Source organism: Cocleimonas flava (assembly GCF_004339015.1).
Taxonomy (GTDB): Bacteria; Pseudomonadota; Gammaproteobacteria; order Thiotrichales; family Thiotrichaceae; genus Cocleimonas; species Cocleimonas flava.
Genome location: NZ_SMFQ01000004.1, coordinates 702,015 through 725,015, shown reverse-complemented (window position 1 = coordinate 725,015; position 23,001 = coordinate 702,015). Strand labels below are relative to the sequence as shown.

Here is a 23,001-nt window from a genome sequence, read left to right as displayed (position 1 = left end):
GGATTTAGTTGATTTAAAATCAGTAGCTTAGAAGAGGTGAATTAATTAACGGCTATTTTCTTCACTTCTGTTTTTACTGTTTTACTCGAACCGTCTTTAAAGGTCAGCTTAATATCGACCATTTCGCCGGGTTGAAGGTCTTTTTTCAAGCCAATCAACATAATGTGGTAACCACCTGGTTTCAGTGCTGCAGATCCATTTGCCTCAACGGATATTTTTTCAACCTGTCCCATTTTCATCATGCCATCAATCATTTTGTGTTCATGTAGCTCCGCATGTTCACTGGCAGTGGTATCTGCAGATACTAGATCTTGTAATGAAGGCGATGAATTTTCCATCGTCATAAACATTGCCGTTACTTTTTGACCGGGAGGCATGGCTCTTATGTAAGGGTCAACAATTGTTATTGAATCTGCAGCTGACATCTCGGCTTTTGCTTCTGTCTTTTTCTCTGACTTTGTCTCTGTTTTAACCTCTTTTTTGGTCTCTACCTCTGCTTCAGGTTTGCTGTTGTCACAGGCATTGAGAACAAAAGAACACAAAAGAATTAACGTCAATTGATAGGTTCTAGACATAAGAAATACCGATATAAGTTTATAAATGAACACGTAGTATATAACTGTGAATACGCATTTTCATAGGGTAGTTATGATTAAAAATTGTAGAGAGAAGTCAGCACGATCCATAAAATATTTTAAGGCTGCGGAAGTCTAAGAAATCCTTATATTTCTTAGCTATTTAGGAGTAAGTTAGTCTTAAGTTACAACTCGGTCACGAGTTTTTTGCTGTAGAATAATGGTGTAAAATACGCCTATCATAAATAATAAAATCGTAAAGAGGTAAAACTATGCCATCGTTTGATGTGGTTTCAGAAGTTGATATGCATGAGTTAAGAAATGCCGTCGATCAAGCCAATAAAGAAGTCAGTACTCGTTATGATTTCAAAGGGTGTGATTGCTCATTTGAATTAAACGATGAAGTCATTACATTAAAGGCTGAAGGTGAGTTCCAGATAAAACAGATGCGTGATGTATTGCGCTCGAAAATGGTCGCTAGAAAAGTAGATACCAGTGCTCTGGATATTCAGGATATCGAAGGTCAGTTAAAAAATACGCGCCAGAGAATTTTACTTAAACAAGGTTTAGATGGTGATGCTGGCCGTAAAGTGAGCAAATTGATTAAGGCTGGTAAATTTAAGGTCACCACTCAAATGCAGGACAAGCAAATGCGAGTTACCGGCAAAAAGCGCGATGACTTGCAACAGGTAATGGCAATGCTACGTGGTGAAGACATAGGTGTGCCTGTGCAATTTACAAACTTTAGAGACTAAGTCTGCAGCAGTATTAATCAGGGTTGATTAATGCTGATAACTGAGACTTGTTAAAGAGAATCCTGCCCAGATAGCGTGCGCCATCTTTACTGAGATGGCCACCATCAAAAGAAATTAACTTCATGTTATCAGTGAAAACAGGGCAACTTGCTTCTCGCCCACATACCCAAAAATGTACATCTACAAATGTCTGTACATCCAGTACCTTGGCCATTGCTGTATTAATGGCTTGTTGATGAATGTCTACTGCTAATCTCAAGTTCTGCTGTTGGTTCTTAGATAGGTCATGCAGTTGTTCTTTGTTAGGCTTTAAAAAGCTACGTCTACCGATTACATACAGTTTTTGTTCTGGAGAAAGTCCAAGGTTACTGATGGTTCTGGGTAAGGCCTTTACTGCCCACATTCTCCAGAGTGCTGAAAATATAATGATATCGGCTTCTGTTATTTGTGCTTTCGCACTTTCCAGGCTATCTGATTGATTACAGAGGCTTACATCATTTTCATGAATTTCTTTATAAGCTGATTTCCCAAGATATATCTGGCAACGGGTGGGAATATAGCGCGTTCTTATCTGACTGTTTTTTAATAGCTTGTTTTCAGCAATGGCGTTTAGAAAGTCCTGAGCGTGACTATCGCCGATTATCAGAATTCTGGTTCTTGAGTCTTTAGTATCGAAAGGCTTTTTCATTAAGCGCAGAAAGCGTTTTCTTACGTATTCACCATTCTCTTTGTGATTCGTTTGTTCGCTACTGTGCCCACTTTCTTCAAGCGCAATAACATTGGTATCAGAGCTAGTATCAGCCCAAACAGTATTAGCAAGAATAAAACTAAATACTGCTAAGAAAAGGCATGCTGCAAGTTTATTAATGGTTTTCATTCTCTGTGTTTTTTCGGTGTCTTTCATCTTCAAATCGTTACGTTGCTATGACATTTGATTGTCGAACAAGTGCAATTTGATTAAGTACGATGTTGATTAAATGCCATGCTGAATATTATAACGTGGCGGCATAGTAAAAGACGAAAGCATAGAAGCTTTAGAATGTTTGTAATCATTTGAAAGGCACGAACAAAAAAACGCCTCAAAGTAGGGGGGTGACCTAAGTAATATAAATAATAAGAGCGTGTCATAAAAAAAGGCGTTCAAATGAACGCCTTTTTTGAGTTGCTTATTTATTCATTAATTAAGCGAATAATTAATGGATAGAGTCGCTAACTAAAACATTTACTTTCTTTTTGGTACGTAAATATCCGTACAAGTACCTTCAGCAACTTCTGCAGCGAAGTTGAATGTTTCAGAAAGTGTTGGATGCGGATGAATAGTTAAACCAATATCTTCAGCATCAGCACCCATTTCAAGTGCCAATACAGCTTCAGCGATTAACTCACCAGCGTTTGTTCCAACGATACCTGCGCCGATGATCTGGCCAGTACCTTTATCAAACATTACCTTAGTCATACCTTCGCTACGGCCGTTACTTAATGAACGTCCACTTGCAGCCCATGGGAATGCACCTTTGGTGATTTCAATACCTTCTGCTTTACACTCTTCTTCTGTTTTACCCATCCATGCAATTTCAGGATTAGTGTAAGCAACAGATGGAATGGCACGAGCATCAAAGAATGCTTTGTGACCCGCAATAACTTCAGCGGCTGTTTTGCCTTCATGTGTTGCTTTATGAGCCAGCATTGGTTGCCCAACGATGTCACCAATCGCAAAGATGTGAGGCACATTAGTGCGCATTTGGTTATCAGTAGCGATAAAGCCATGATCATCCACTGCAACACCTGCTTTATCAGCGTCAATCAATTTACCGTTTGGTGAACGACCGATTGAAACAAGTACGCGATCGAATGTATCAGACTCAGGTACGTTCTTAGCTGTCTTTTCATCAAGTGCTTCAAACTTACATAACATACCAGCATCAGTTGGCTCAATAGAAGCAAGTTTAGTATTCGTGAAAATGTTTTCGTATTGCTTGGCAATGCGACGCTCTAATGGCTTAACAAGATCGCGATCAGTACCAGGCATTAGGCCCGGAGATAGTTCTACGATGGTTACTTGAGAGCCAAGTGCATCATAAACAGTTGCCATCTCTAAACCAATGATTCCGCCACCAACAACTAATAAACGCTCGGGTATATCTTCGAGTTCTAAAGCGCCTGTAGAGTCCATTACGCGTGGGTCATCCCATGGAATAAATGGCAATTTAGTTACACGAGAACCTGCTGCAATAATACAATTATCAAAAGTAACTTCGGTTTTAGTTCCGTCTTCTGCTACTACTTCAATCGCTTTATCAGTAGTGAATTTACCATAACCATGTACTACGGTAACTTTACGCATTTTAGCAAGTGTTTTTAATCCACCGGTAAGTTTAGAGACGATTTCATCTTTATTCTCACGTACTTTGTCGATTTCAATCTTTGGTTTTCCAAAGCTAACGCCGTGCTTTCCTGCTTCTTCTGCTTCACTAATAACTGAAGCAGTGTGTAATAATGCCTTTGAAGGAATACAGCCTACGTTTAAACAGACTCCTCCAATAATTTCATATTTCTCGATCATTATTACTTCAAGACCAAGGTCTGCTGCGCGAAAGGCTGCTGTGTAACCACCTGGGCCTGAGCCTAGGACTACTAGGGGTGCGTGCATATTAATACTTCCTTCTATTGTTTGCGGTAAACTTTATAATTAAAAAAGTCAATCATATAATCAATTATTATTTAGCCGTATACTTTAAACCATCATGCGACGAATGTCAGATAACATTTTACTTAAATGTGAAGTAAATCGTGCGCCATCTGCTCCGTCAATCACTCGATGATCATAAGAGAGTGATAATGGCAACATTAGGCGCGGTTTGAACTCAGTACCATCCCATTGTGGTTGCATGGATGACTTAGAAACACCGAGCACAGCAACTTCAGGTGCATTGACGATAGGCGTAAATTTAGTTCCGCCGATACCACCTAAACTAGAGATCGTAAAACAACCACCTTGCATATCAGAAGGTTTCAATTTCTTGTCGCGTGCCAATTGCGCATATTGACGAATTTCTTGTGATATTTCTACCAGTGACTTTTGATCAACCTCCCGAATAACAGGAACAACAAGCCCATCTGGCGTATCAACTGCCACACCAATATTGAAGTATTTTTTAAGAATCAGGTTTTCGCCAGTATTATCCAAAGAACTATTGAAACGAGGGTAGAGCTTAAGCGTTGTAACAACCGCTCTAATAATGAAAGCTAACGGCGTGATTTTAATGCCATCTTTTTCCATCTCCTTGCCCATTTGCTTACGGAAAGCTTCCATTTCTGTAATGTCGGCTTCATCGAACTGTGTAACATGAGGAACAGTCACCCAGCTACGATGTAAAAACTCACCAGTAAGCTTGTTTATCTTACTCAGAGATTGTGTTTCTATCTCGCCAAATTTTGAGTAATCAATTTCAGGCATAGGTGCTACGCCTAATGATGAACCAGCTGATTTGGTCGTTAAAGCCTTCTTAACAAAACCTTTTACATCGTCTTTATTAATACGTCCTTTACGACTTGTACCTGAAACCTCGCCTAAATCTACGCCAAGTTCACGTGCGAATTTACGCACAGACGGACTGGCATAAGCTTTGCTGAAGCGTTTTTCATCCAGGTGTACTGTTGGTGATAATTTATCAACGGAAGATTTACTTGGCTTAGCCTCAGCGGGAGCAGTAACATTGAGTTTCACTGCATCTTCTTTGGGTTCAGGGGCCGCTTCTGGTTTGGCGTCGCTTCCCCCACTATTAACTTCCATCATTAATAGTACAGAGCCTTCTGAGACTTTATCGCCAATATTTACTTTAACCTTTAGGACTTTACCCGAAGCGCTGCTGGGGATTTCCATAGAGGCTTTATCTGATTCAACCGTGATAAGTGAATCTTCTGCTTCTACCATATCTCCTTCTGTAACAAGTACTTCGATAACCTCAACTTCATCAAAATCACCAATATCTGGTACTACGATCTCTTCAATGCTGGTTGTTCCGGCTGAAGATGTCGAAGCTGCAGCGGGCTTTTCGCTTTTCGACTCAGGTGTTGCTGGTGCTTCGGTTGTCACTGGTTCAGAAGGTTTCTCAGGCGTATCTGTTGCCGAAGAGTCTTTTGATGAAGGTTCTGCTTTTTCAGAATCATCCACTTCTAACATCAACAGCACAGTGCCTTCGGAGATATTGTCTCCGAGTCCAACTTTTAACTTAAGAACTTTACCTGACGCGCTACTCGGGATTTCCATAGAGGCTTTGTCTGATTCAACCGTTACGATTGAATCTTCAGCTTCAATGAAGTCTCCCTCTGCGACCAATACTTCGATAACTTCAACGGCATCAAAATCGCCGATATCGGGTACTACGATTTCTTTAATACTCATGATCGTGGCCTCCCTTAAGCTTGTAGTGGGTTAAGTTTATCGGTATCAATACCGTACTTTTCAAGCGCATCAGCGACTTTCACCGCAGGTAATGTGCCATCATCAGCTAACGCTTTAAGCGCTGTAACTGTTATCTGGTAACGATCAACTTCGAAATGCTTACGTAGTTCAACACGCGTATCGCTTCGACCAAAACCGTCTGTACCTAAAACGGTATATGCACTTGGTATCCACTTTCTTACCTGTTCAGGATACTGCTTGATATAATCAGTCGCCGCTACTGCAGGACCACGATGACCCGTTAATTGCTTGGTGATATAAGGCACTTTCGCATCTTCTAATGGATGTAATCTATTCCAACGCTCAACTTCGTGTGCTTCACGAGCGAGTTCATTAAAGCTGGTGCAACTCCAGATGTCAGAATCCACACCCCAGTCTTCGAGTAATAAATCGGCTGCCGCAATGACTTCAAGCAAGATAGTTCCTGAGCCCATTAACTGGACTTTGTTCTTTTTCTTGCCACCATTTTTCAGCAAGTACATGCCTTTAACGATGCCTTTTTCTGCGCCTTTCGGTAAAGCAGGTTGTTTATAAGATTCATTCATTGCAGTGATGTAGTAGTAAACATCTTCCTGCTTGTTGTACATGCGATTCATACCGTCATGAATAATGACTGCCATTTCATAGGCGAAAGTAGGGTCATAACTGATACAGTTTGGAATCAATCCGGCTTGTACCATGCCATGTCCATCCTGATGTTGTAAGCCTTCGCCAGCGAGTGTTGTTCTACCTGCCGTTGCCCCAATAAGGAATCCGCGTGAGCGTGAATCACCAGCAGACCATGCAAGGTCGCCAATACGTTGGAAGCCGAACATAGAGTAGTAAATATAGAACGGAACCATATTAACGCTGTGCGTACTGTATGCCGTAGCAGCTGCGATCCATGATGAGAACGCGCCAGCTTCGGTGATACCTTCTTCAAGGATCTGACCGGTTTTGTCTTCCTTATAGAACATCACTTGTTCTATATCCTGCGGATCATATAGCTGACCGACAGATGAGAATATGCCGAGCTGTCTGAACATGCCTTCCATACCGAAGGTGCGCGCCTCATCAGGAACGATTGGTACCACGTATTTACCCATCTTCTTGTCACGGGTAATCATCGTTAATATACGCACAAATGCCATGGTAGTAGACATTTCGCGATCACCTGATCCATCAAGTAATGGCTGGAAGATATCGATAGGTGGAACTTCAAGTGGAGCCGCTGTACTTTTGCGCACAGGTAATGAGCCACCGAGTTGTTTGCGACGATCTAACAGGTATTTTTTCTCCGGACTGTCATCATCCAGTTGATAGTATTGTGCTGCAGCTGCATCTTCATCGCTTAAAGGAATATTGAAACGGTCCTTGAAAGCGATCATTTCATCTTCTGTTAATTTCTTTTGTGAGTGAGTACGATTCTGACCTTCACCTGCAGCACCCATACCGTAACCTTTTACCGTATGCGCAAGAATAACCGTAGGGCCGTCTTTGTGATTCACTGCAGAATCATAAGCGGTATAGACTTTATGTGGATCATGACCACCACGATTCAAACGCCAGATATCATCATCGGTCATGTTTTGAACCATTGCGCTCAACTCAGGGTAAGCACCAAAGAAGTTTTCACGAACGTAAGCACCATCTTTCGCTTTGTAGTTCTGGAATTCACCATCAACAACTTCAAGCATGCGCTTTTTCAAGATGCCGTCTTTATCTTTAGCCAGTAATGGATCCCAGTAGCTTCCCCATAATACTTTGATAACGTTCCAGCCTGCGCCACGGAAGACTGCTTCCAATTCCTGAACAATTTTACCGTTACCGCGAACAGGGCCATCAAGGCGTTGTAAGTTACAGTTAACAACCCACGTCAGATTCTCTAATTTTTCACGACCTGCCAACGAGATAGCACCCAGTGTTTCGGGTTCATCGGTTTCACCATCACCTAAAAATGCCCACACGCGTCTGTCTTTAGTATCAGCTAATTTACGGTGTTGCAGATACTTCATGAAACGCGCCTGGTAGATCGACTTAATTGGACCGAGTCCCATCGAAACAGTAGGGAACTGCCAGTAATCAGGCATTAACCATGGGTGAGGGTAAGAAGATAAGCCTTTGCCGCCAGCTTCTTGTCTGAAAGTATCGAGTGTTGCTTCGTCGAAGCGTCCTTCTAAATAAGAACGCGCGTAAATGCCAGGGGAAGCATGTCCCTGAAAATAGATTAAGTCGCCACCATGATCCGGAGTAGGTGCGCGCCAAAAATAATTGAAACCCACATCGTATAAAGTTGCGGATGAGGCAAAAGATGCTATATGTCCGCCAAGTTCACTCGCTTTGCGGTTTGCTCTTACAACCATTGCCGCAGCATTCCAGCGTATAAAGGAACGAATACGACTTTCCAGTCCAGCATCACCCGGGCAGGTTTTTTCTAAATGAGGAGGAATAGTATTTATATAAGCAGTACTTGCACTATAAGGGAGGTTTGCACCGTTAGTACGTGCAGTATCGATTAACTTTTCGATAATGAAGTGAGCGCGTTCAACGCCTTCGGCCTCAATTATCGCTTCGATAGATTCTGTCCAATCCAGCGTTTCCTGTGGATCAACATCATTTATATGGTCGTTACTCATTATTTCATCTCAGTGATTTTATTGTGCCACAAAGTGTAGCTTCTATTTATTTTTTGTCAATCCAAAATAAATCGGTTTAAATTTCAATCTGTTACAGAGATAGAATAATATATTAATCGTCTGGTGTTATTTTTAGGGCGATTGTTGTAAGCTCGCCTGATGGAAATAAATCTAAAAACACCACTGCTTAATACAAGTACATCAGAAACAGAAGAGACTGAAAATATTGAAGAATGTCTTCATCCACTAGGAGGAAGATTTCGCGGCTTTTTACCCGTAGTGATTGATATGGAAACGGGTGGTTTTAATCACCACACCGATGCTCTATTAGAAGTAGCTGCCGTTACACTCAGATTTGATGAACATGGCATGCTTGCACCACACCGTACTTATGGTTGGCATGTCAGCCCTTTTGAAGGTTCTAACCTTGAGCCAGCTTCTTTAGAAGTAAATGGTATAGACCCAAATCTACCGTTTCGTCAGGCTATTGCCGTCGATGAAAAGAAGTGTCTGGATGAGCTTTTTCTGATTGTTAGAAAAGAAATGAAGGCGAACAATTGCAAGCGTGCCATTTTAGTAGGCCACAACGCGGCGTTTGATCTTAATTTCTTGAATGCAGCGGTACAGCGAATTGCTAAAAAACGTAATCCGTTTCACCCGTTCAGTACGTTTGATACGGTGACATTAGCGGCAATGGCCTATAAACAGACGGTTTTAGCTCGCTCTGTTAAAGCAGCTGGATTTCCGTGGGATGCTAATGAAGCTCATTCGGCTGTGTATGATACTGAAAAGACAGCAGATTTATTTTGTAATATCATAAATCAATGGGAAGACAAAATAGGAACCAAGAAACTAGATGGTGCAGAAGACTAGCGTCTAAGGTCTACAAACGAGAATAACAAATATAAGAAATAACCACGCAAAAGCCAAAATGAAACTCAATGAAAAAAGACAGCGCTGTAACTAATCAATTCCTGTGCAAGCTTTCTGATCTTGAAGATCTATCCTGTAAAGGTTTTACCGTTGATGTAAAACAAAACTCATCACGAATATTTATAATAAGAAAAGGCGATGACGTTTTTGGCTATCTAAATGTATGTCCGCATGCCTTGGCTCCTTTGGAATGGAACCCCGATGATTTTCTTGATGAAAATAAAGAACATATAATTTGTTCTATGCACGCAGCGAAATTCACCATAGAAGAGGGAGTCTGTATAGAAGGGCCTTGCATAGGTGCCAGCCTAACTTCCGTTAACCTTGTGATTAAAGATGGTGTTATTTATCTTAGTTAACTCATTGAAATATAAATACTAAAAAAAGTCCCTTAAAGTAGGGGGGTGTCATTGATATTAGATTCGATTATTTTTCACGTTTCTTCATCTTAATAGTTCAATGAACTTTCAGGCCCTTGATTCTCTCTTAATTTAAAGTTTTTAACCTTTCGTTTATTGTTTACAAAAAGGAATAGCCAAGAGCATGTTGCAAATTAACGTTGTTTTAAATCAAAGTGTTTTTCGATATACAGCTGTCCTTGGTTTTATACTCTCACTACTGTTTGCATTTCCGGCTTACGCTAAAAAGCCAAACCAGTGTTTTGAAATTCAGAAATCATGTCCCGCATTTCAATCTTTTCGTAAGAAAACCAACCCTGGAAATGTGACTGTCACAGAAGGGAATAGCTATTCGATCATTCAAAAAAGTAAGAAAGGTACTCACTATCGGGTCAGAATAGAAGGTATCGATAGACAGGAACGCTGGATTGATAGCCGCTGTGGAATAAAAACAGATCAATGCGGTATTTCGAACAATAACAAAAATGCTCTAAAAACAATCGCATCAAAACCTGGCAAGACAAAAGCAAAATCAGGTCAGTACTTATTGGCATTGAGTTGGATGCCAACCTTCTGTGAGTCGAGATCTAGGAAAAAAGAATGCCGCAGTCTGGGTGAAAATAGATACGACGCAACGCATCTTTCGTTGCATGGCTTATGGCCTCAGCCACGTGCAAATGCTTATTGCGGTGTGAGTGATACCGACAAAGGTATCGATCGAAATAAACGCTGGCATCTTTTAGAGCCACTCAAACTCTCTCATGAAACGGTTAAAAAACTCGCATTTGTGATGCCCGGTTATGCGTCAAATCTACATCGTCATGAATGGATAAAACACGGTACTTGCTATGGCACTGACGCTGATACTTACTATCAGCATTCGATCGCTCTAACGCAAAAAATTAATGAGTCTGCTGTCGGTCGTTTATTATCTAAAAATATCGGTAGAAAGGTTTCCTTAAAGCAGATTCGTCAATCCTTTGATAATTCTTTTGGCAAAGGTGCGGGCAAAAAAGTCGATTTACGCTGTGACCGCAAAGGTCGAATCAGTGAATTATGGATAAACTTTACCGGTGTGGTTACGGATAAATCTGCAGATGATTTAGATGTTTCTAGATTAATGAAATCTGCCATTGATGCAGGCTCTACCTGTTTTAAAGGTTATGTAGACAGGGCAGGTTAGAGCTTGTTTAAGATATCTCACGCACATTTAGTAAGATAGCCTTAATCATTTAATCTCAAGCGTTTTAATCAAGATCCTAGCCAAGGGCTTTTACGATCTCGGTCTCATCAAACGGCCGCTTAAATACAGCATGCAAAGGTAAAATATCGTTCAGTTTGTCCACGTATTGACGTTCGTTTTTATCCACAAAAACTAAGACCTTGGTATCCGGAGCATAGCGTTGTAAGGAGTACAGCATGACATCAAGATTGCTGATATTGACACCTGCATAATTATTTCCATAACCGTAAAAGAATTCAGCGGCGATAAAATCAGGTGGTGTATTTTTTATTTTAGCCATCAACTTACGCATCGATTTAAAACACAGCTCTTCAATACCTAGCGTTTGATATAACGCAGTTAAGTGAGGGTGTGTTGGAGATTCAATCACACTGTAAATCGTTCGTTGAGGCATGCAGTTATTGTTGTCTCAATTAAATCATTTGTATATATCTCGAATAGCTAAAGCGATGGCTGGGTTCATCTTTTATAAAAACGAACAAATAAAAAAATGCCCCTAAGTAGGGGGGTGACTAAAAAGTCTTTTATTGATATAAGTCACGTTCAAAAACGAGAATCATTTGCATTTAAGTATTTGCTTATTTACACTTTAAATATCCCGTTTATTAGTGAAATCCAGTTTGAGCTAAACATGTTAAAAACCAGCCCTTTAATTAATCAACAAGAGTCTTCTCACGTTTATGTAAAGAAGATTGTGTCTGACTGTAAAACACAGGTTCGTCTTCTTGGGTTGGGTATTGGCATTGGTTCTAACCTACAGATATTACGTAATCGCGGTGGTGATATGGTACTGGCAAATAACAATAGCCGTATTAGTCTCGGTAGATCAATCGCAGAAAAAATTCTTGTTTCTAAGGAACATTAATTAGCGCCAGCTTTGGTAAAAAAAATGGCAAAAAAATGTTGTGGTAATGGTTGTGATCAAGAGCAAGTCTCTTGTGATAATCTGAAAGTCGCATTGGTAGGAAATCCCAATGCGGGTAAAACTACCTTATTCAATAAACTCACAGGTGCACGACAAAGTACGGGCAACTGGCCAGGGGTAACGGTTGAGCGCAAGCAGGGTTATTTCAAATATAACGGTGAAAGTATTCGCGTTATCGATTTACCCGGAACCTATTCACTGGATTATTCCGATGCCTCTGAAGATGAAGTCATTGCACGAAAGTTCTGCCTTGATTGTCCCGAACATATCTTCGTTAATATTCTTGATGCAAGCACTCTGGAAAGAGGCTTATACCTAACCCTGCAATTGCGTGAATTGGGTATCCCGACACTGGTCTATCTGAACATGATGGATGTGGCGAATAAACGTGGGATGACAATCAACGTTGAAGAATTAGCTCATCAACTAAAGTGCCCAATCATCCCGATATCTTTGAAAGGTAGTCAGACCTCAGCGCAGATACAAAAGCAACTGATTAAAACCAGTCAGGCTAACAAAAACCCTGAAGATTTTACCCTGCAATACGATGAGAATGTCGAGATTGCCTTGGCTGAATTACAACGCAAACATGAGTGTAATCGCCCACAAGCACTAAAAATATTACAGGAAAATCAGTCTGAATTGACAGCGAAGATGATCGCTGAGATTGAAACAAAAACAGGTGAAGAACTTGATTTTCTGCTGGCAGAAGTACGCTTCGAAAAAGCCACAGAATTAGCCAAAAAAGTCGTTACAGAACAAGGAAAAGTCAGCCGTACACGATCTGACAAAATTGATAAATACGTACTGGGTAACTGGCTCGGTGTGCCAATATTTTTAGCGATGATGTATTTGCTATTCACCTTCAGTATCAATCTTGGTGGAGCCTTCATCGATGTTTTCGACCTTACCGCACAAGCATTCTTTGTGGATGGCTTGGGCAGTTTGATGGCAAACATTGGCTTACCCCAATGGTTAATTACTATTGTGGCCAATGGCGTTGGTGGTGGTGTTCAGGTTGTTGCTACATTTATTCCTATTATCGGCGCTTTGTTTTTATTCCTTACGGTTCTTGAAGAGTCCGGTTATATGTCGCGTGCGGCATTTGTCATGGATCACTTTATGCGCAAACTGGGCATTTCTGGTAAAGCCTTTGTACCGTTGATTGTCGGATTCGGCTGTAACGTTCCCGGTATTATGGCGACACGTACTCTGGACGATGCGCGCGAACGCATCATCACCGTAATGATGTCTCCTTTTATGTCGTGCGGTGCGCGTCTTGCGGTGTATGCCTTATTCGCTGCGGCTTTCTTCCCCGTAGGCGGGCAGAATATTGTTTTCTTGTTGTATTTGATTGGTATCTTATTTGCCATTATGACGGGTTTCATTCTGCGTAAAACCCTATTGAAAGGCGAAGCGGAAGACTTCTTTATGGAGCTTCCCAATTACCAGATTCCTAGTGTAAATAGTGTTTTGATCAATAGCTGGGGCAAGCTCAAAGGGTTTATTTTTGGTGCGGGAAAAATCATCATCATCGTCGTAACCTGTATCAATGTAGCAAATTCATTGGGTACAGATTTGACCTTTGGTAATGAAAATTCCGAAAAGTCAGTGCTCAGTGCCACAGCCAGAACGGTGACACCCATCTTCAAACCGATGGGAATCGAAGAAGATAACTGGCCTGCAACCGTGGGAATTATTACTGGCCTGTTAGCTAAAGAAGTGGTGGTCGGAACTCTCGATGCGCTTTATTCTCAAATCGATAAGCCACAAATGGCAGATGCAAATAAGGTTGTAGATGGAAATACAGACGAAAATAAAGAAGACGCTTTTGATTTATCCAGCAGTTTAAAAGCCGCATTTTTAACGGTTCCAGAAAACTTAACAGGTGTCGCAGATAGCCTGCTGGATCCATTGGGCTTATCCATCGTCGATGATATTTCGGATAGCGAGAAAGCAGCCGCGACTCAAGAGGTTGATATTTCAACCTTTGGCGCAATGCACAAACGCTTCGATGGAAAAATTGGCGCCTTCGCCTATCTATTATTTATTCTGCTTTATTTTCCCTGTGTTGCAGCGACAGGTGCCATGATTCGTGAAACCTCAAAAGGTTGGGGAATGCTGGGTATCGCATGGACCACAGGTCTAGCCTACGCATCAGCAGTGATTTTCTATCAACTAGCAACGATCTCACAGCATCCAGCTCAATCAATTATCTGGGTGGTGTGTTTGTTAGCGATACTGACGGCAACAATTTACGCGTTTAAGGTCGTAGGTAACAAAGAGCCGGATAACCACAAGCCATTGAACTCCTCGGTGAGTTAACCATGAAACTCGGTGAAATCAGAAACTACATACAACAACGTCAGCAATCTTCGTTAAACGATGTCGCGATTCATTTCGATATCAGCAAAGAAGCTGCGAAGCTTGCGCTCGAATACTGGATTAAAAAAGGAAAGATCGCAGAGCAGGGCGCATCGTGCGGAAGTAGCTGTAATGGCTGTGGTGATGCAGATGAAAGTTATCAATGGGTAACAAATGAGAAGATCGTTCGCTGGTTGTAGCTATTTCTATTTTATAATTTTAAATGCACCCCCCTACTTATAGCGGCTTTTTTATATGACTTAAAAAAGCCGCTATAAGTAGGGGGGTGGCTATCGATGCTTTAAAGCACCGATAGCATTAAGCCTTTGGCTATTGCTCTCAGACAGGCTTCAAAGCTTTTGCAGCTTTGCTTAATCCAAGATACAAACTGACACACATCGCCAAAAGTACAAAGGTAAACGGCAAACCGGTTGAAACGGCCATGGCCTGCAATGCGCCTAGTGCTTCTTTACCACCCACTAATAATAGTGTGATCGCAACAAGCCCTTCGAAAGTACACCAGAAGATGCGTTGTCCTGCGGGTGCGTCGTCTTTACCGCCGGCAGTAATGGTGTCGATAACCAAAGATCCAGAATCGGAAGAGGTCACAAAGAATACCAGTACCAAGACAATACCGAGCAGTGAAAGTACGCTGCTAAACGGAAAGCCTTTAACCATTTCAAACAGTTTTAATTCTTGCGCGACTTTTGCCACAGGTGCAGAAGCGTCTGCGATAACTTGTGATATTGCTGCACCACCAAATGCACTCATCCATAAAACACACAGAAGAGTTGGCACAATGATTACTGCAAGTACAAATTCTCTAACCGTTCTGCCACGTGATACGCGAGCGATAAACATACCAACAAAAGGAGACCATGAAATCCACCACGCCCAGTAGAACGAAGTCCAGCCTTGAGAGAAGTTAGTATCTGCACGACCAAATGGCGTAGACAACGGGATTAATTGTTTAAGATATTCAAATCCGCCGGAAAAGAAGGACTTAAAAATATCGGCTGTCGGCCCAACGATAATGATGAAAAGTAACAGTAAAAGCGCTAGCCCCATATTAATTTCAGAAAGGATTTTGACACCGCCGTCCAAACCACGCAGTACCGAAATTAAGGCTATCGAGGTAATCACCGTTACCAGAACAAGAGCAGCGACGCCGCCAGTACCCCAGCCAAACAAGAAGTTGAAACCGGCAAGTGCCTGTGTGGTGCCAAAGCCTAATGAAGTGGTTAAGCCAAATAAGGTTGCAAATACGGCGGATATATCAATCAGATGACCCGGCCAGCCCCAGACTCTTTCTCCCAGTAATGGATAGAACGCAGAGCGTAAGGTCAGTGGTAAATTATGATTGAATGAGAAAAATGCCAGCGCTAATGCCACTGTGGCGTAAATCGCCCATGGGTGTAAACCCCAATGGAAAATGGTAGCCGCCATCGCTAAACTACGGGATGCATCAGCATCACCAGCTGCGCCGCCTAACGGAGCCCAGTCGGTTCTGACACCACCTTCACCTAATGTGACACCGCCCATGGAAGAGCTGAAATGAGACATCGGTTCGGATACCCCAAAGAACATCAAGCCAATACCCATGCCTGCGGCAAACAACATCGCAAACCAGCCTATATAGCCGTAATCTGGGGTAGCCTCTTGACCGCCTAACCTGACTTTACCCAGTGGCGATAACGCGAGGAAGAAGGCAAATATGACAAAAATATTTGCAGCACTTAAAAAGAACCAATCGAATGTACTGGTTACTGCTGGCCGCAACCACTTGAAAAATGTTGCGGCTTGTTCTTGAAACATCAAGGTTAGTAGTACGAATGCGACTACTGAAAGTCCTGAAATGATGAAAACGGGATTGTGAATATCCATTCCAAATGGTGTTACATTATCTTGTCCTATCTCATAATCAGTTTTAATTTTGGGCACGAGTTCCTCCGTAAATTGAATTAGGGTGGAGCCAAGTTATAGCGTTTTTTGAAAGTTGCTAAGGACACGACTCCGGCATCTATTTACCCACCAAAAAGCGATGGATTGTAAATAGTAAGCTTCAGGGTAACGCGTGCAGCCCGATAAAAGTAGGGGGAGGACCTACCTATTTTTATCTATTGATTATTAAGTTTTACCTATTACTCCGGAAAAACGGATTAGTTGAGTCAGGACACATTTTCGATTGACGTTAAAATCATGTGCATAAATGACTTCGCGGAAGAGCGCGGAGAAAAGAGTAGATATTCATTTTCTCCTTCCTGCATGATGATTACGGATAAATGTTCCATTGCGGTACGGGTCACAGAAAATGTATTGAAAGCAGGGGGTTGTAAGTCGATAGGGCAAACACGTTCTAATGCAGTTTTTACATTTTTGCCGCTTAGTTTTAGCATCACCCAGCTGTCTGATTGATCACTGAGATACGCTGCGTCTTTGGTTTTCTCCCGAATATGAGGGACCGCATTGCTGCTTGTATCATTAGCTTCATTAGCAGCTTTATTTTCAAAAAGCACAAAACACTGTTCTTGCTGTAGTCTTAAAATGCGTGTGTTATCAACGGTTGATGCCGTGAATTTACCAATCTCGGGTAAATTCACATCATAAGCGGCTTTGATGTTTTTTGCTAAAGCGTCTTTTTGATCGTCAGGCATCGCCATCGACACTAGAGAGTGCCCGAGTAATTCAGATACTTTGATTCCATCAGAGGCGCTTCCAAAGTTTTGATCAAACCCATTTAGAGGTGTTTGCGCAGTAAGTTTAAAATTAGACACGTAGACGTTCTCCATCTGGATCAACAAAGTGGGCAGAGACAATTTCAACATCGACGTCTTTGCCTAGAAGTGGATTACTCGCGGTCACGATTTCGCCCATGCGTTGATGTCCGCTTTTTATAAATCCGATGCCAATCGAATGGCCAAGAGAAGGAGAGAAGGCGACCGAACTCATCCAGCCTTCATCGTTCTCAGTGATGGCGCTTTTTCCTTTCTGGATGAAATGAGCACCTGCTGAAAGTTTCTCGCTTTTATCGACGGGTACAAACCCAACCAATCTATTGGCATCTTCTTTAATAAGATTCGGACGTTCAGACATCATATTACCGATGCTGTCTTTCTTCTTCGATACCATACGACCCATGCCAAGATTATGCGCGGTGGTTTGACCCGTAAGTTCATTACCCGCAGCGTGTCCTTTTTCGATACGCATTACGCTGAGTGCTTCGGTGCCATAAATGACAGCATCAAATTCTTCGCCAGCCTGCATCAATGTTTTCATCATGCTGTAACCGTAACGGGTAGGGACTGCGATTTCATAAGCGAGCTCGCCGGAGAATGAAATGCGGAATAAACGCGCCGCTGTTCCACCACACACTGTAATGTCGCCACACGCCATAAATGGAAACGCTTCATTACTGATATCAAATTCGGGATCAACAATTTTCTGTAACAGCTTGCGAGCATTAGGACCTGCCACAGAATATTGCGCATATTGTTCAGTGGCTGAGATCACGTGTACATCTAAATCTGGCCATAAGCACTGTCGGCAAAATTCCAGATGTCTGGATACGCCAACCGCATTGGCTGTGGTGGTGGTCATCAGATAATGATGTTCACCAAGACGCGCGGTAGTGCCGTCGTCCATGGCGAAGCCATCTTCTCTTAACATTAAACCGTAACGCACCATACCGACTTTGAGGGTAGAGAAGGTATTGCAGTAAACGCGATTTAAAAATTCTCCCGCATCACGACCCTGAATATCGATTTTACCTAAAGTACTCACATCGCAGATGCCCACAGAGTTTCGTGTTTGGGTAACTTCACGATCGACACTTTCGCGCCAGTGAGTTTCTCCATCTTTAGGAAACCATTGCGCGCGCATCCAAGCGCCGACTTCAACAAATTCTGCACCTTGTTCTTTGGCCCATCGATGACTGGGTGTGAGACGTGTCGGACGGAATTCTTTACCCCGGGATCGACCCGCATACGCCGCGATAGATACGGGTGTATAGGGCGGGCGGAATATTGTGGTGCCCACTTCAGGAATTGTTTTGCCTTCATTATCCGCCATTACAGCCATCGCAGGAATATTGGAGGTTTTGCCCTGATCTGTTGCCATGCCCAAAGTGGTGTAGCGTTTTACGTGCTCGACTGCGGTAAAGCCTTCTTGCTGTGCGAGTCTGATATCTTTGGTGGTAACGTCATTTTGAAAGTCTAACCAACTACGTGATTTGGTGTCTGTCTTTACAAACCAGAAAGCGGAGTTCGCGATAGACTCGGATTCTGCCTTAGGGCACCCCCCCACTTTGGAGGCATTTCCTAATTCTTTGGATAATGATTTGGCTAATTCGTGTCCGCTACTTAAAGCAGATGACAAGTCTAAATCACCGTTTGCGGCTCCAGCAATATGCATTTCTGGAGGGAGTCCTCCACTACCATCTCCACTCGGCACAAAAGCGAGAATATCTTTATTCCATTGCGGTCTACCACGATGATGACAACTCAATTGTACATTCGGGTTCCAGCCACCAGAAACGGCTAGGCAATCGGTATCGTAAGTTTTACCATTGGATAACTGGATGGATTGCAGTGCATGACGACCTTGGGTATCGATCACTTGAGCACCCATTTCGATGTTTGCACCAGAAATTTCAGCAACCGGTTGAATGTCGCGGCTATCGATTACTGCCTGGATATTTATTCCCTTTGCTGCGAGATCTTGCGCAGTTCGCCATCCATCATCATTATTGGTAAATATACTGACGTTTTGCCCTGCGGCAACATCGTATCGATTGGCATAGGTTCTTACTGCGCCCGCTTGCATGATGCCGGGACGATCATTATTGGGGAACGCAATCGGCCTTTCGGTAGATCCTGCACTTAAGATGGCGCGCTTGGAATAGATTTTCCAAAGCACTTGTCGAGGCTTGGTTTTATAGACAGGGTCTGTGGATGCCAGATGATCTGTTTTACGCTCAAGCGCGCTATATATGCCGTGATCGTAAGCACCGAGGACAGTGGTTCGTTTCATTAAACGTACATTATCCATCGAGGCTAATTCAGCCAAGGTTGTCTTCGCCCACTCTGCGCCATGCATTCCATTGACCTGATAGGTTTCGTTATTTAAACGACCACCCATGACAAAGTCTTCATCAGCCAGAATCACTCTGCTTCCTGCCTGACCAGCCGCTAATGCCGCAGCTAAACCACTAGGGCCTGCGCCGATGATTAAAATATCGCAGTGCAAAAAGCCTTTGTCGTATTTATCGGGATCTTCTTGTCCTGATAGTTCACCCAAACCGGCTGATTGGCGAATGATTGGCTCGTAGAGTTTTTCCCAAAATGCCTTTGGCCACATAAAGGTTTTGTAATAGAAACCAGCAGTAAGGAAGGGAGATAAGAAATCATTGATCGCCATTAAATCGTGCTTTAACGAACCACGATGGTTTTGGCTTCGCGCTTCTAACCCTTCAAAAAGTTCAGCGACGGTTGCGCGCACATTCGGTTCCTGATACGCACCTGTACGTAAATGCATCAATGCATTTGGCTCTTCCGAGCCTGCCGTGAAAATACCGCGGGGACGGTGGTATTTAAATGAACGAGCGACGAGTTTTTGATTATTAGCGAGTAATGCAGAAGCGAGTGTATCGCCCTGATAACCTTCAAACTGTTCACCATTGAAATTGAAATGGATGGTTTTATCACGATCAATGAAGCCGCTACTTTTGTCTTTATTTAATCTGTTTTTTTGGCTCATTTCTTACCGCCTTGAGAAGCTCGCGCGGTTTTATTAGCTAACGCAACATCTTTAGCTAATTCAACATTATAAATTTCATGGGTGATGGTATTGCGAGTCACAACTAACCATGATCGGTCACCTTGTTCGTGATACCAAAGTTCTTTGTGTTCGCCCGCATTGTTTTGTCTTAGGTGAACATAGTCGTGGTATTGCTGGAGTGCTTCTGCCGTTTTTGCGTCATTGGCATCTTCACCTTCGATTCTTTCTCCAACCCAGGCTGGTCGATTCATTAAACATGCATCACCCAGATAAACGAATTCAGATGCGTCTCGAGGGCCGAGAAGAGGGTGGTTGATAATCATAGGAGGGCACCTCTTGAATCAATAAGTAATGTCACCCCCCCACTTACAGCGAGTTTTTTAGATGAGCTTAGTGAGTTAATTGAGTTGTAATTTAGGATATTCATAATTAATGCGTATTCGGTTGCGCGCCTCGTCCGTTTTCATCAATAACATTACCGGTTTGGAATCTATCCAGACGGAAACCTTTGGCAACTTCATGGGGTGTATCGGTTGCAAGTAAATGGGCGTAACAAAAACCACTCGCGGGTGTCGCTTTGAAACCGCCGTAACACCAGCCACCGTTAAAATACAATCCCTTGATATGGGTGCGATCAATAAATGGCGAGCCGTCCATCGACATATCCATCACTCCGCCCCAGTTTCGTAACAGTTTTGCGCGACCAATTGCAGGTAAAATTGCCATGCCGATTTCACAAACATCTTCGACGACTGGCAGGTTGCCGCGTTGTGCGTAGGAGTTATACATATCGAGATCTCCTCCAAACACCAGACCGCCTTTGTCCGATTGGGAAATATAGAAATGTCCCGCGCCGAAAGTTATTACGCCATCTATAATCGGTTTTAATCCTTCACTGACAAATGCTTGTAATACATGACTTTCAATCGGTAAATTCATACCTGCTTGTGACATTACACGGCTAGAAGAACCCGCCACACAGGACGCTACTTTTTTAGCGCCGATGTCACCTTTGTTGGTTTTAACTCCAGTGCATTTTCCATCTTTAATCAGGAAGCCCGTGACTTCACAATTCTGGATAATATCGACGCCACGGCTATCAGCACCACGCGCATAACCCCAGGCCACCGCATCGTGTCGTACTGTGCCACCACGTTTTTGCAAGAGGCCGCCTTTGATAGGGAAACGTGCGTTGTCAAAATCGAGGAAAGGGTAGAGCTCACGCACACCCTCCTGATCCAGTAATTGCGCATCAGCACCCGACATAATCATCGAATTGCCTCGACGAACATACGCATCATTTTGTGAATCGCTATGGGATAGATTAAGAACACCGCGTTGCGAGACCATCGCGTTGTAGTTTAAATCTTGCTCGAGTCCTTCCCAGAGCTTCATCGATAATTCATAGAAAGGTTGGTTTTCCGGGTGTAAATAGTTGGAGCGAATAATGGTGGTATTACGTCCCACATTACCGCCACCAATCCAGCCTTTTTCCAAAACAGCCACATTGGTGATGTTGTAACGGCTTGCCAGATAATGTGCCGTGGCTAAACCATGACCGCCGCCACCAATGATAATAATATCGTATTCTTTTTTTGGTTCAGGCGTGCGCCAAACTGGCTTCCAACCTTTGTGGCCGGTGAGGGCTTCTTTGATAACTTTAAAACCCGAATATCGAAAACCCGTATATCGAAAACCAGAATTACGCATATTTAATTCTCTAGCAGTTAATACAATTAATGTTCATCAATAGTGGCAGGTTTATTGATACCTTGGTTTCTTAAAATAGACGTAATGTGTTTTAATTAAGACCTTTTCACGAAAGATATGACGGACTAAAATGGCTTAAAACTCCCAGATTTCCCCTAAAAATGCGGTCAATAGCCGTGCTATTACCCTTATTTTTATGAAAAATCTGGAAATTTACGCTCATTTTCCTCTCGCCATACTTTCGCTCAAAGGTCTTGGGTCAATGTCAGAAAAAAAGTTTAAATTATTCAGAGTGGGTTTTTTACTGATCGACGATTTTGCCTTGATGGCTTTCTCTTCGGCGATTGAACCATTGCGTGCGGCAAATACATTGCTTAAGCGGGCAAAGCAACAGGCGTTTTACAAAATTGATCTGTTTTCTATCGATGATGTTTCAACAAAAAGTTCGATGGATATTCAGGTAAATGCAACCGCAAAACTGGAAGATGCAGAGAATGTGGATATTCTGTTTGTGGTCGGTGGTGGTGAATTCAATGTCTTGAAGAAACCAGAGATTTATAAATTACTGAGAAAGTTAAGCAAGCAGGGAATGATCCTAGGCGGTGTTTCAGGTGGCCCAGTAACATTGGCTTTAGCGGGGGTTATGAATAACCGTCGGATGACCGCGCATTGGGAATACACCACCGCATTGCAGGAATTAATGCCAGACATACTTCTTGAAAACTCATTGTATGTTATCGATCGTGACCGCTATACCTGCGCCGGTGGTGTTGCGCCAGTAGATATGATGAATGCGATTCTCACCAAACATCATGGTGCAACATTTGCGCAAGAAGTCAGCGATTGGTTTATCCATACCGAAGTCAGACCTTCGGCAGGGCCGCAACGTTCAAGTTTGGCAGAACGATATCCATCAGCCACACAACCGGTAATTCTTGCGATTGAAGCGATGCAAAACCACATTGCTGACCCTCTGGATTTGGAACAGTTAGCGCGACTCTCAGAAATCAGTCCGCGTCAGTTAAACCGCTTATTCAAAGATAAACTGGGGCATAAAACCATGGATTTTTATCGGCAGCTACGCCTGCAAACCGCCAAAAATCTGCTTCAGCAATCTCCAATGAAAATTATAGAAATTGCTCAGGCGACAGGTTTTATTAGTGCCGCACATTTTTCATCATCGTTTAATAAACAATATGCACAGACCCCTTCGTCATTGCGAATGAAAGCTTAAAAGGTACAT

18 protein-coding genes and 1 pseudogene are annotated in these 23,001 nt (G+C 42.7%); 8 read left to right on the top strand and 11 right to left on the bottom strand.

The annotated features are described in order from the left end of the window. Positions 1 to 41 precede the first annotated feature (41 nt). On the bottom strand, positions 42 to 575 hold the full coding sequence (locus tag EV695_RS14990) for a copper chaperone PCu(A)C (RefSeq protein WP_131906782.1): 534 nt from the start codon (positions 573 to 575) through the stop codon (positions 42 to 44). A 272-nt stretch (positions 576 to 847) separates the two neighbouring features. On the opposite strand from EV695_RS14990, the gene EV695_RS14985 reads away from it, so the two are divergent. Further along, a complete protein-coding gene (locus EV695_RS14985; RefSeq protein WP_131906781.1) occupies positions 848 to 1,330 on the top strand; it encodes a YajQ family cyclic di-GMP-binding protein in 483 nt (160 codons plus the stop codon). Positions 1,331 to 1,343: 13 nt separating this feature from the next. On the opposite strand, the gene EV695_RS14980 is transcribed toward EV695_RS14985, so the two are convergent. From EV695_RS14980 to aceE, 4 genes and pseudogenes are all read right to left on the bottom strand, one after another. Further along, positions 1,344 to 2,234, bottom strand: a complete 891-nt coding sequence (locus tag EV695_RS14980; RefSeq protein ID WP_131906780.1) for an SGNH hydrolase domain-containing protein — start codon at positions 2,232 to 2,234, stop codon at positions 1,344 to 1,346. Between the two features lie 318 nt (positions 2,235 to 2,552). Next, positions 2,553 to 3,983, bottom strand: a pseudogene (gene lpdA / locus EV695_RS14975) (dihydrolipoyl dehydrogenase); the annotation flags it as partial. A gap of 81 nt (positions 3,984 to 4,064) precedes the next feature. After that, positions 4,065 to 5,735 carry a dihydrolipoyllysine-residue acetyltransferase gene (gene aceF / locus EV695_RS14970; RefSeq protein WP_207907103.1) on the bottom strand — a complete coding sequence of 557 codons (1,671 nt, stop codon included), beginning with the start codon at positions 5,733 to 5,735 and terminating at the stop codon, positions 4,065 to 4,067. A gap of 14 nt (positions 5,736 to 5,749) precedes the next feature. Next, a complete protein-coding gene (gene aceE, locus EV695_RS14965; RefSeq protein WP_131906777.1) occupies positions 5,750 to 8,410 on the bottom strand; it encodes a pyruvate dehydrogenase (acetyl-transferring), homodimeric type in 2,661 nt (886 codons plus the stop codon). Positions 8,411 to 8,569: 159 nt separating this feature from the next. On the opposite strand from aceE, the gene rnt reads away from it, so the two are divergent. From rnt to EV695_RS14950, 3 genes are all read left to right on the top strand, one after another. Beyond that, complete coding sequence (gene rnt, locus EV695_RS14960; protein WP_131906776.1) at positions 8,570 to 9,283, top strand: ribonuclease T; 714 nt, start codon at positions 8,570 to 8,572, stop codon at positions 9,281 to 9,283. Positions 9,284 to 9,351: 68 nt separating this feature from the next. After that, positions 9,352 to 9,702: a Rieske (2Fe-2S) protein gene (locus tag EV695_RS14955; RefSeq protein WP_131906775.1), complete on the top strand. Its 351-nt coding sequence runs from the start codon at positions 9,352 to 9,354 to the stop codon at positions 9,700 to 9,702. Positions 9,703 to 9,886: 184 nt separating this feature from the next. Continuing rightward, positions 9,887 to 10,924 carry a ribonuclease T2 family protein gene (locus EV695_RS14950; RefSeq protein ID WP_131906774.1) on the top strand — a complete coding sequence of 346 codons (1,038 nt, stop codon included), beginning with the start codon at positions 9,887 to 9,889 and terminating at the stop codon, positions 10,922 to 10,924. Between the two features lie 76 nt (positions 10,925 to 11,000). On the opposite strand, the gene EV695_RS14945 is transcribed toward EV695_RS14950, so the two are convergent. After that, on the bottom strand, positions 11,001 to 11,378 hold the full coding sequence (locus EV695_RS14945; protein ID WP_131906773.1) for a hypothetical protein: 378 nt from the start codon (positions 11,376 to 11,378) through the stop codon (positions 11,001 to 11,003). 237 nt (positions 11,379 to 11,615) lie between these two features. Here EV695_RS14945 and EV695_RS14940 point away from each other — a divergent pair, with 237 nt between their 5' ends. The 3 genes from EV695_RS14940 to EV695_RS14930 are packed head-to-tail and all read left to right on the top strand — an operon-like array spanning position 11,616 to position 14,473. Further along, positions 11,616 to 11,849, top strand: coding sequence for a FeoA family protein (locus EV695_RS14940; protein ID WP_131906772.1), 234 nt, complete (start codon positions 11,616 to 11,618; stop codon positions 11,847 to 11,849). A gap of 24 nt (positions 11,850 to 11,873) precedes the next feature. Further along, positions 11,874 to 14,234, top strand: a complete 2,361-nt coding sequence (feoB, locus tag EV695_RS14935) for a Fe(2+) transporter permease subunit FeoB (protein ID WP_131906771.1) — start codon at positions 11,874 to 11,876, stop codon at positions 14,232 to 14,234. Positions 14,235 to 14,236: 2 nt separating this feature from the next. Continuing rightward, positions 14,237 to 14,473, top strand: coding sequence for a FeoC-like transcriptional regulator (locus tag EV695_RS14930; protein ID WP_131906770.1), 237 nt, complete (start codon positions 14,237 to 14,239; stop codon positions 14,471 to 14,473). A 139-nt stretch (positions 14,474 to 14,612) separates the two neighbouring features. Here EV695_RS14930 and EV695_RS14925 read toward each other — a convergent pair whose 3' ends face one another. From EV695_RS14925 to EV695_RS14905, 5 genes are all read right to left on the bottom strand, one after another. Next, complete coding sequence (locus EV695_RS14925) at positions 14,613 to 16,214, bottom strand: BCCT family transporter (RefSeq protein WP_243651655.1); 1,602 nt, start codon at positions 16,212 to 16,214, stop codon at positions 14,613 to 14,615. A gap of 227 nt (positions 16,215 to 16,441) precedes the next feature. Beyond that, positions 16,442 to 17,047 (bottom strand): sarcosine oxidase subunit gamma, encoded by a 606-nt coding sequence (locus EV695_RS14920; RefSeq protein ID WP_165874724.1) that lies wholly within the window; start codon positions 17,045 to 17,047, stop codon positions 16,442 to 16,444. Then, the gene (locus EV695_RS14915) at positions 17,040 to 20,027 is read right to left on the bottom strand and encodes a sarcosine oxidase subunit alpha family protein (RefSeq protein ID WP_131906768.1); all 2,988 of its coding nucleotides are present in this window, start codon (positions 20,025 to 20,027) and stop codon (positions 17,040 to 17,042) included. The genes EV695_RS14920 and EV695_RS14915 overlap by 8 nt, the downstream gene beginning before the upstream one ends. Further along, positions 20,024 to 20,371, bottom strand: coding sequence for a sarcosine oxidase subunit delta (locus tag EV695_RS14910; RefSeq protein ID WP_131906767.1), 348 nt, complete (start codon positions 20,369 to 20,371; stop codon positions 20,024 to 20,026). The genes EV695_RS14915 and EV695_RS14910 overlap by 4 nt, the downstream gene beginning before the upstream one ends. A gap of 106 nt (positions 20,372 to 20,477) precedes the next feature. Next, on the bottom strand, positions 20,478 to 21,758 hold the full coding sequence (locus EV695_RS14905) for a sarcosine oxidase subunit beta family protein (protein ID WP_131906766.1): 1,281 nt from the start codon (positions 21,756 to 21,758) through the stop codon (positions 20,478 to 20,480). Between the two features lie 262 nt (positions 21,759 to 22,020). Here EV695_RS14905 and EV695_RS14900 point away from each other — a divergent pair, with 262 nt between their 5' ends. Next, the gene (locus EV695_RS14900; protein WP_165874723.1) at positions 22,021 to 22,992 is read left to right on the top strand and encodes a GlxA family transcriptional regulator; all 972 of its coding nucleotides are present in this window, start codon (positions 22,021 to 22,023) and stop codon (positions 22,990 to 22,992) included. Positions 22,993 to 23,001 lie beyond the last annotated feature (9 nt).

Excerpts from the sequence above, each read along its gene's own strand:
- feoB (WP_131906771.1), top strand. The coding sequence starts at position 11,874 with ATGGCAAAAAAATGTTGTGGTAATGGTTGTGATCAAGAGCAAGTCTCT.
- EV695_RS14985 (WP_131906781.1), top strand. The coding sequence starts at position 848 with ATGCCATCGTTTGATGTGGTTTCAGAAGTTGATATGCATGAGTTAAGA.
- EV695_RS14930 (WP_131906770.1), top strand. The coding sequence starts at position 14,237 with ATGAAACTCGGTGAAATCAGAAACTACATACAACAACGTCAGCAATCT.
- EV695_RS14990 (WP_131906782.1), bottom strand. The coding sequence starts at position 575 with ATGTCTAGAACCTATCAATTGACGTTAATTCTTTTGTGTTCTTTTGTT.
- aceF (WP_207907103.1), bottom strand. The coding sequence starts at position 5,735 with ATGAGTATTAAAGAAATCGTAGTACCCGATATCGGCGATTTTGATGCC.
- aceE (WP_131906777.1), bottom strand. The coding sequence starts at position 8,410 with ATGAGTAACGACCATATAAATGATGTTGATCCACAGGAAACGCTGGAT.
- EV695_RS14940 (WP_131906772.1), top strand. The coding sequence starts at position 11,616 with ATGTTAAAAACCAGCCCTTTAATTAATCAACAAGAGTCTTCTCACGTT.
- rnt (WP_131906776.1), top strand. The coding sequence starts at position 8,570 with ATGGAAATAAATCTAAAAACACCACTGCTTAATACAAGTACATCAGAA.
- EV695_RS14900 (WP_165874723.1), top strand. The coding sequence starts at position 22,021 with ATGTCAGAAAAAAAGTTTAAATTATTCAGAGTGGGTTTTTTACTGATC.
- EV695_RS14915 (WP_131906768.1), bottom strand. The coding sequence starts at position 20,027 with ATGAGCCAAAAAAACAGATTAAATAAAGACAAAAGTAGCGGCTTCATT.
- EV695_RS14955 (WP_131906775.1), top strand. The coding sequence starts at position 9,352 with ATGAAAAAAGACAGCGCTGTAACTAATCAATTCCTGTGCAAGCTTTCT.
- EV695_RS14945 (WP_131906773.1), bottom strand. The coding sequence starts at position 11,378 with ATGCCTCAACGAACGATTTACAGTGTGATTGAATCTCCAACACACCCT.
- EV695_RS14950 (WP_131906774.1), top strand. The coding sequence starts at position 9,887 with ATGTTGCAAATTAACGTTGTTTTAAATCAAAGTGTTTTTCGATATACA.
- EV695_RS14910 (WP_131906767.1), bottom strand. The coding sequence starts at position 20,371 with ATGATTATCAACCACCCTCTTCTCGGCCCTCGAGACGCATCTGAATTC.
- EV695_RS14980 (WP_131906780.1), bottom strand. The coding sequence starts at position 2,234 with ATGAAAGACACCGAAAAAACACAGAGAATGAAAACCATTAATAAACTT.
- EV695_RS14905 (WP_131906766.1), bottom strand. The coding sequence starts at position 21,758 with ATGCGTAATTCTGGTTTTCGATATACGGGTTTTCGATATTCGGGTTTT.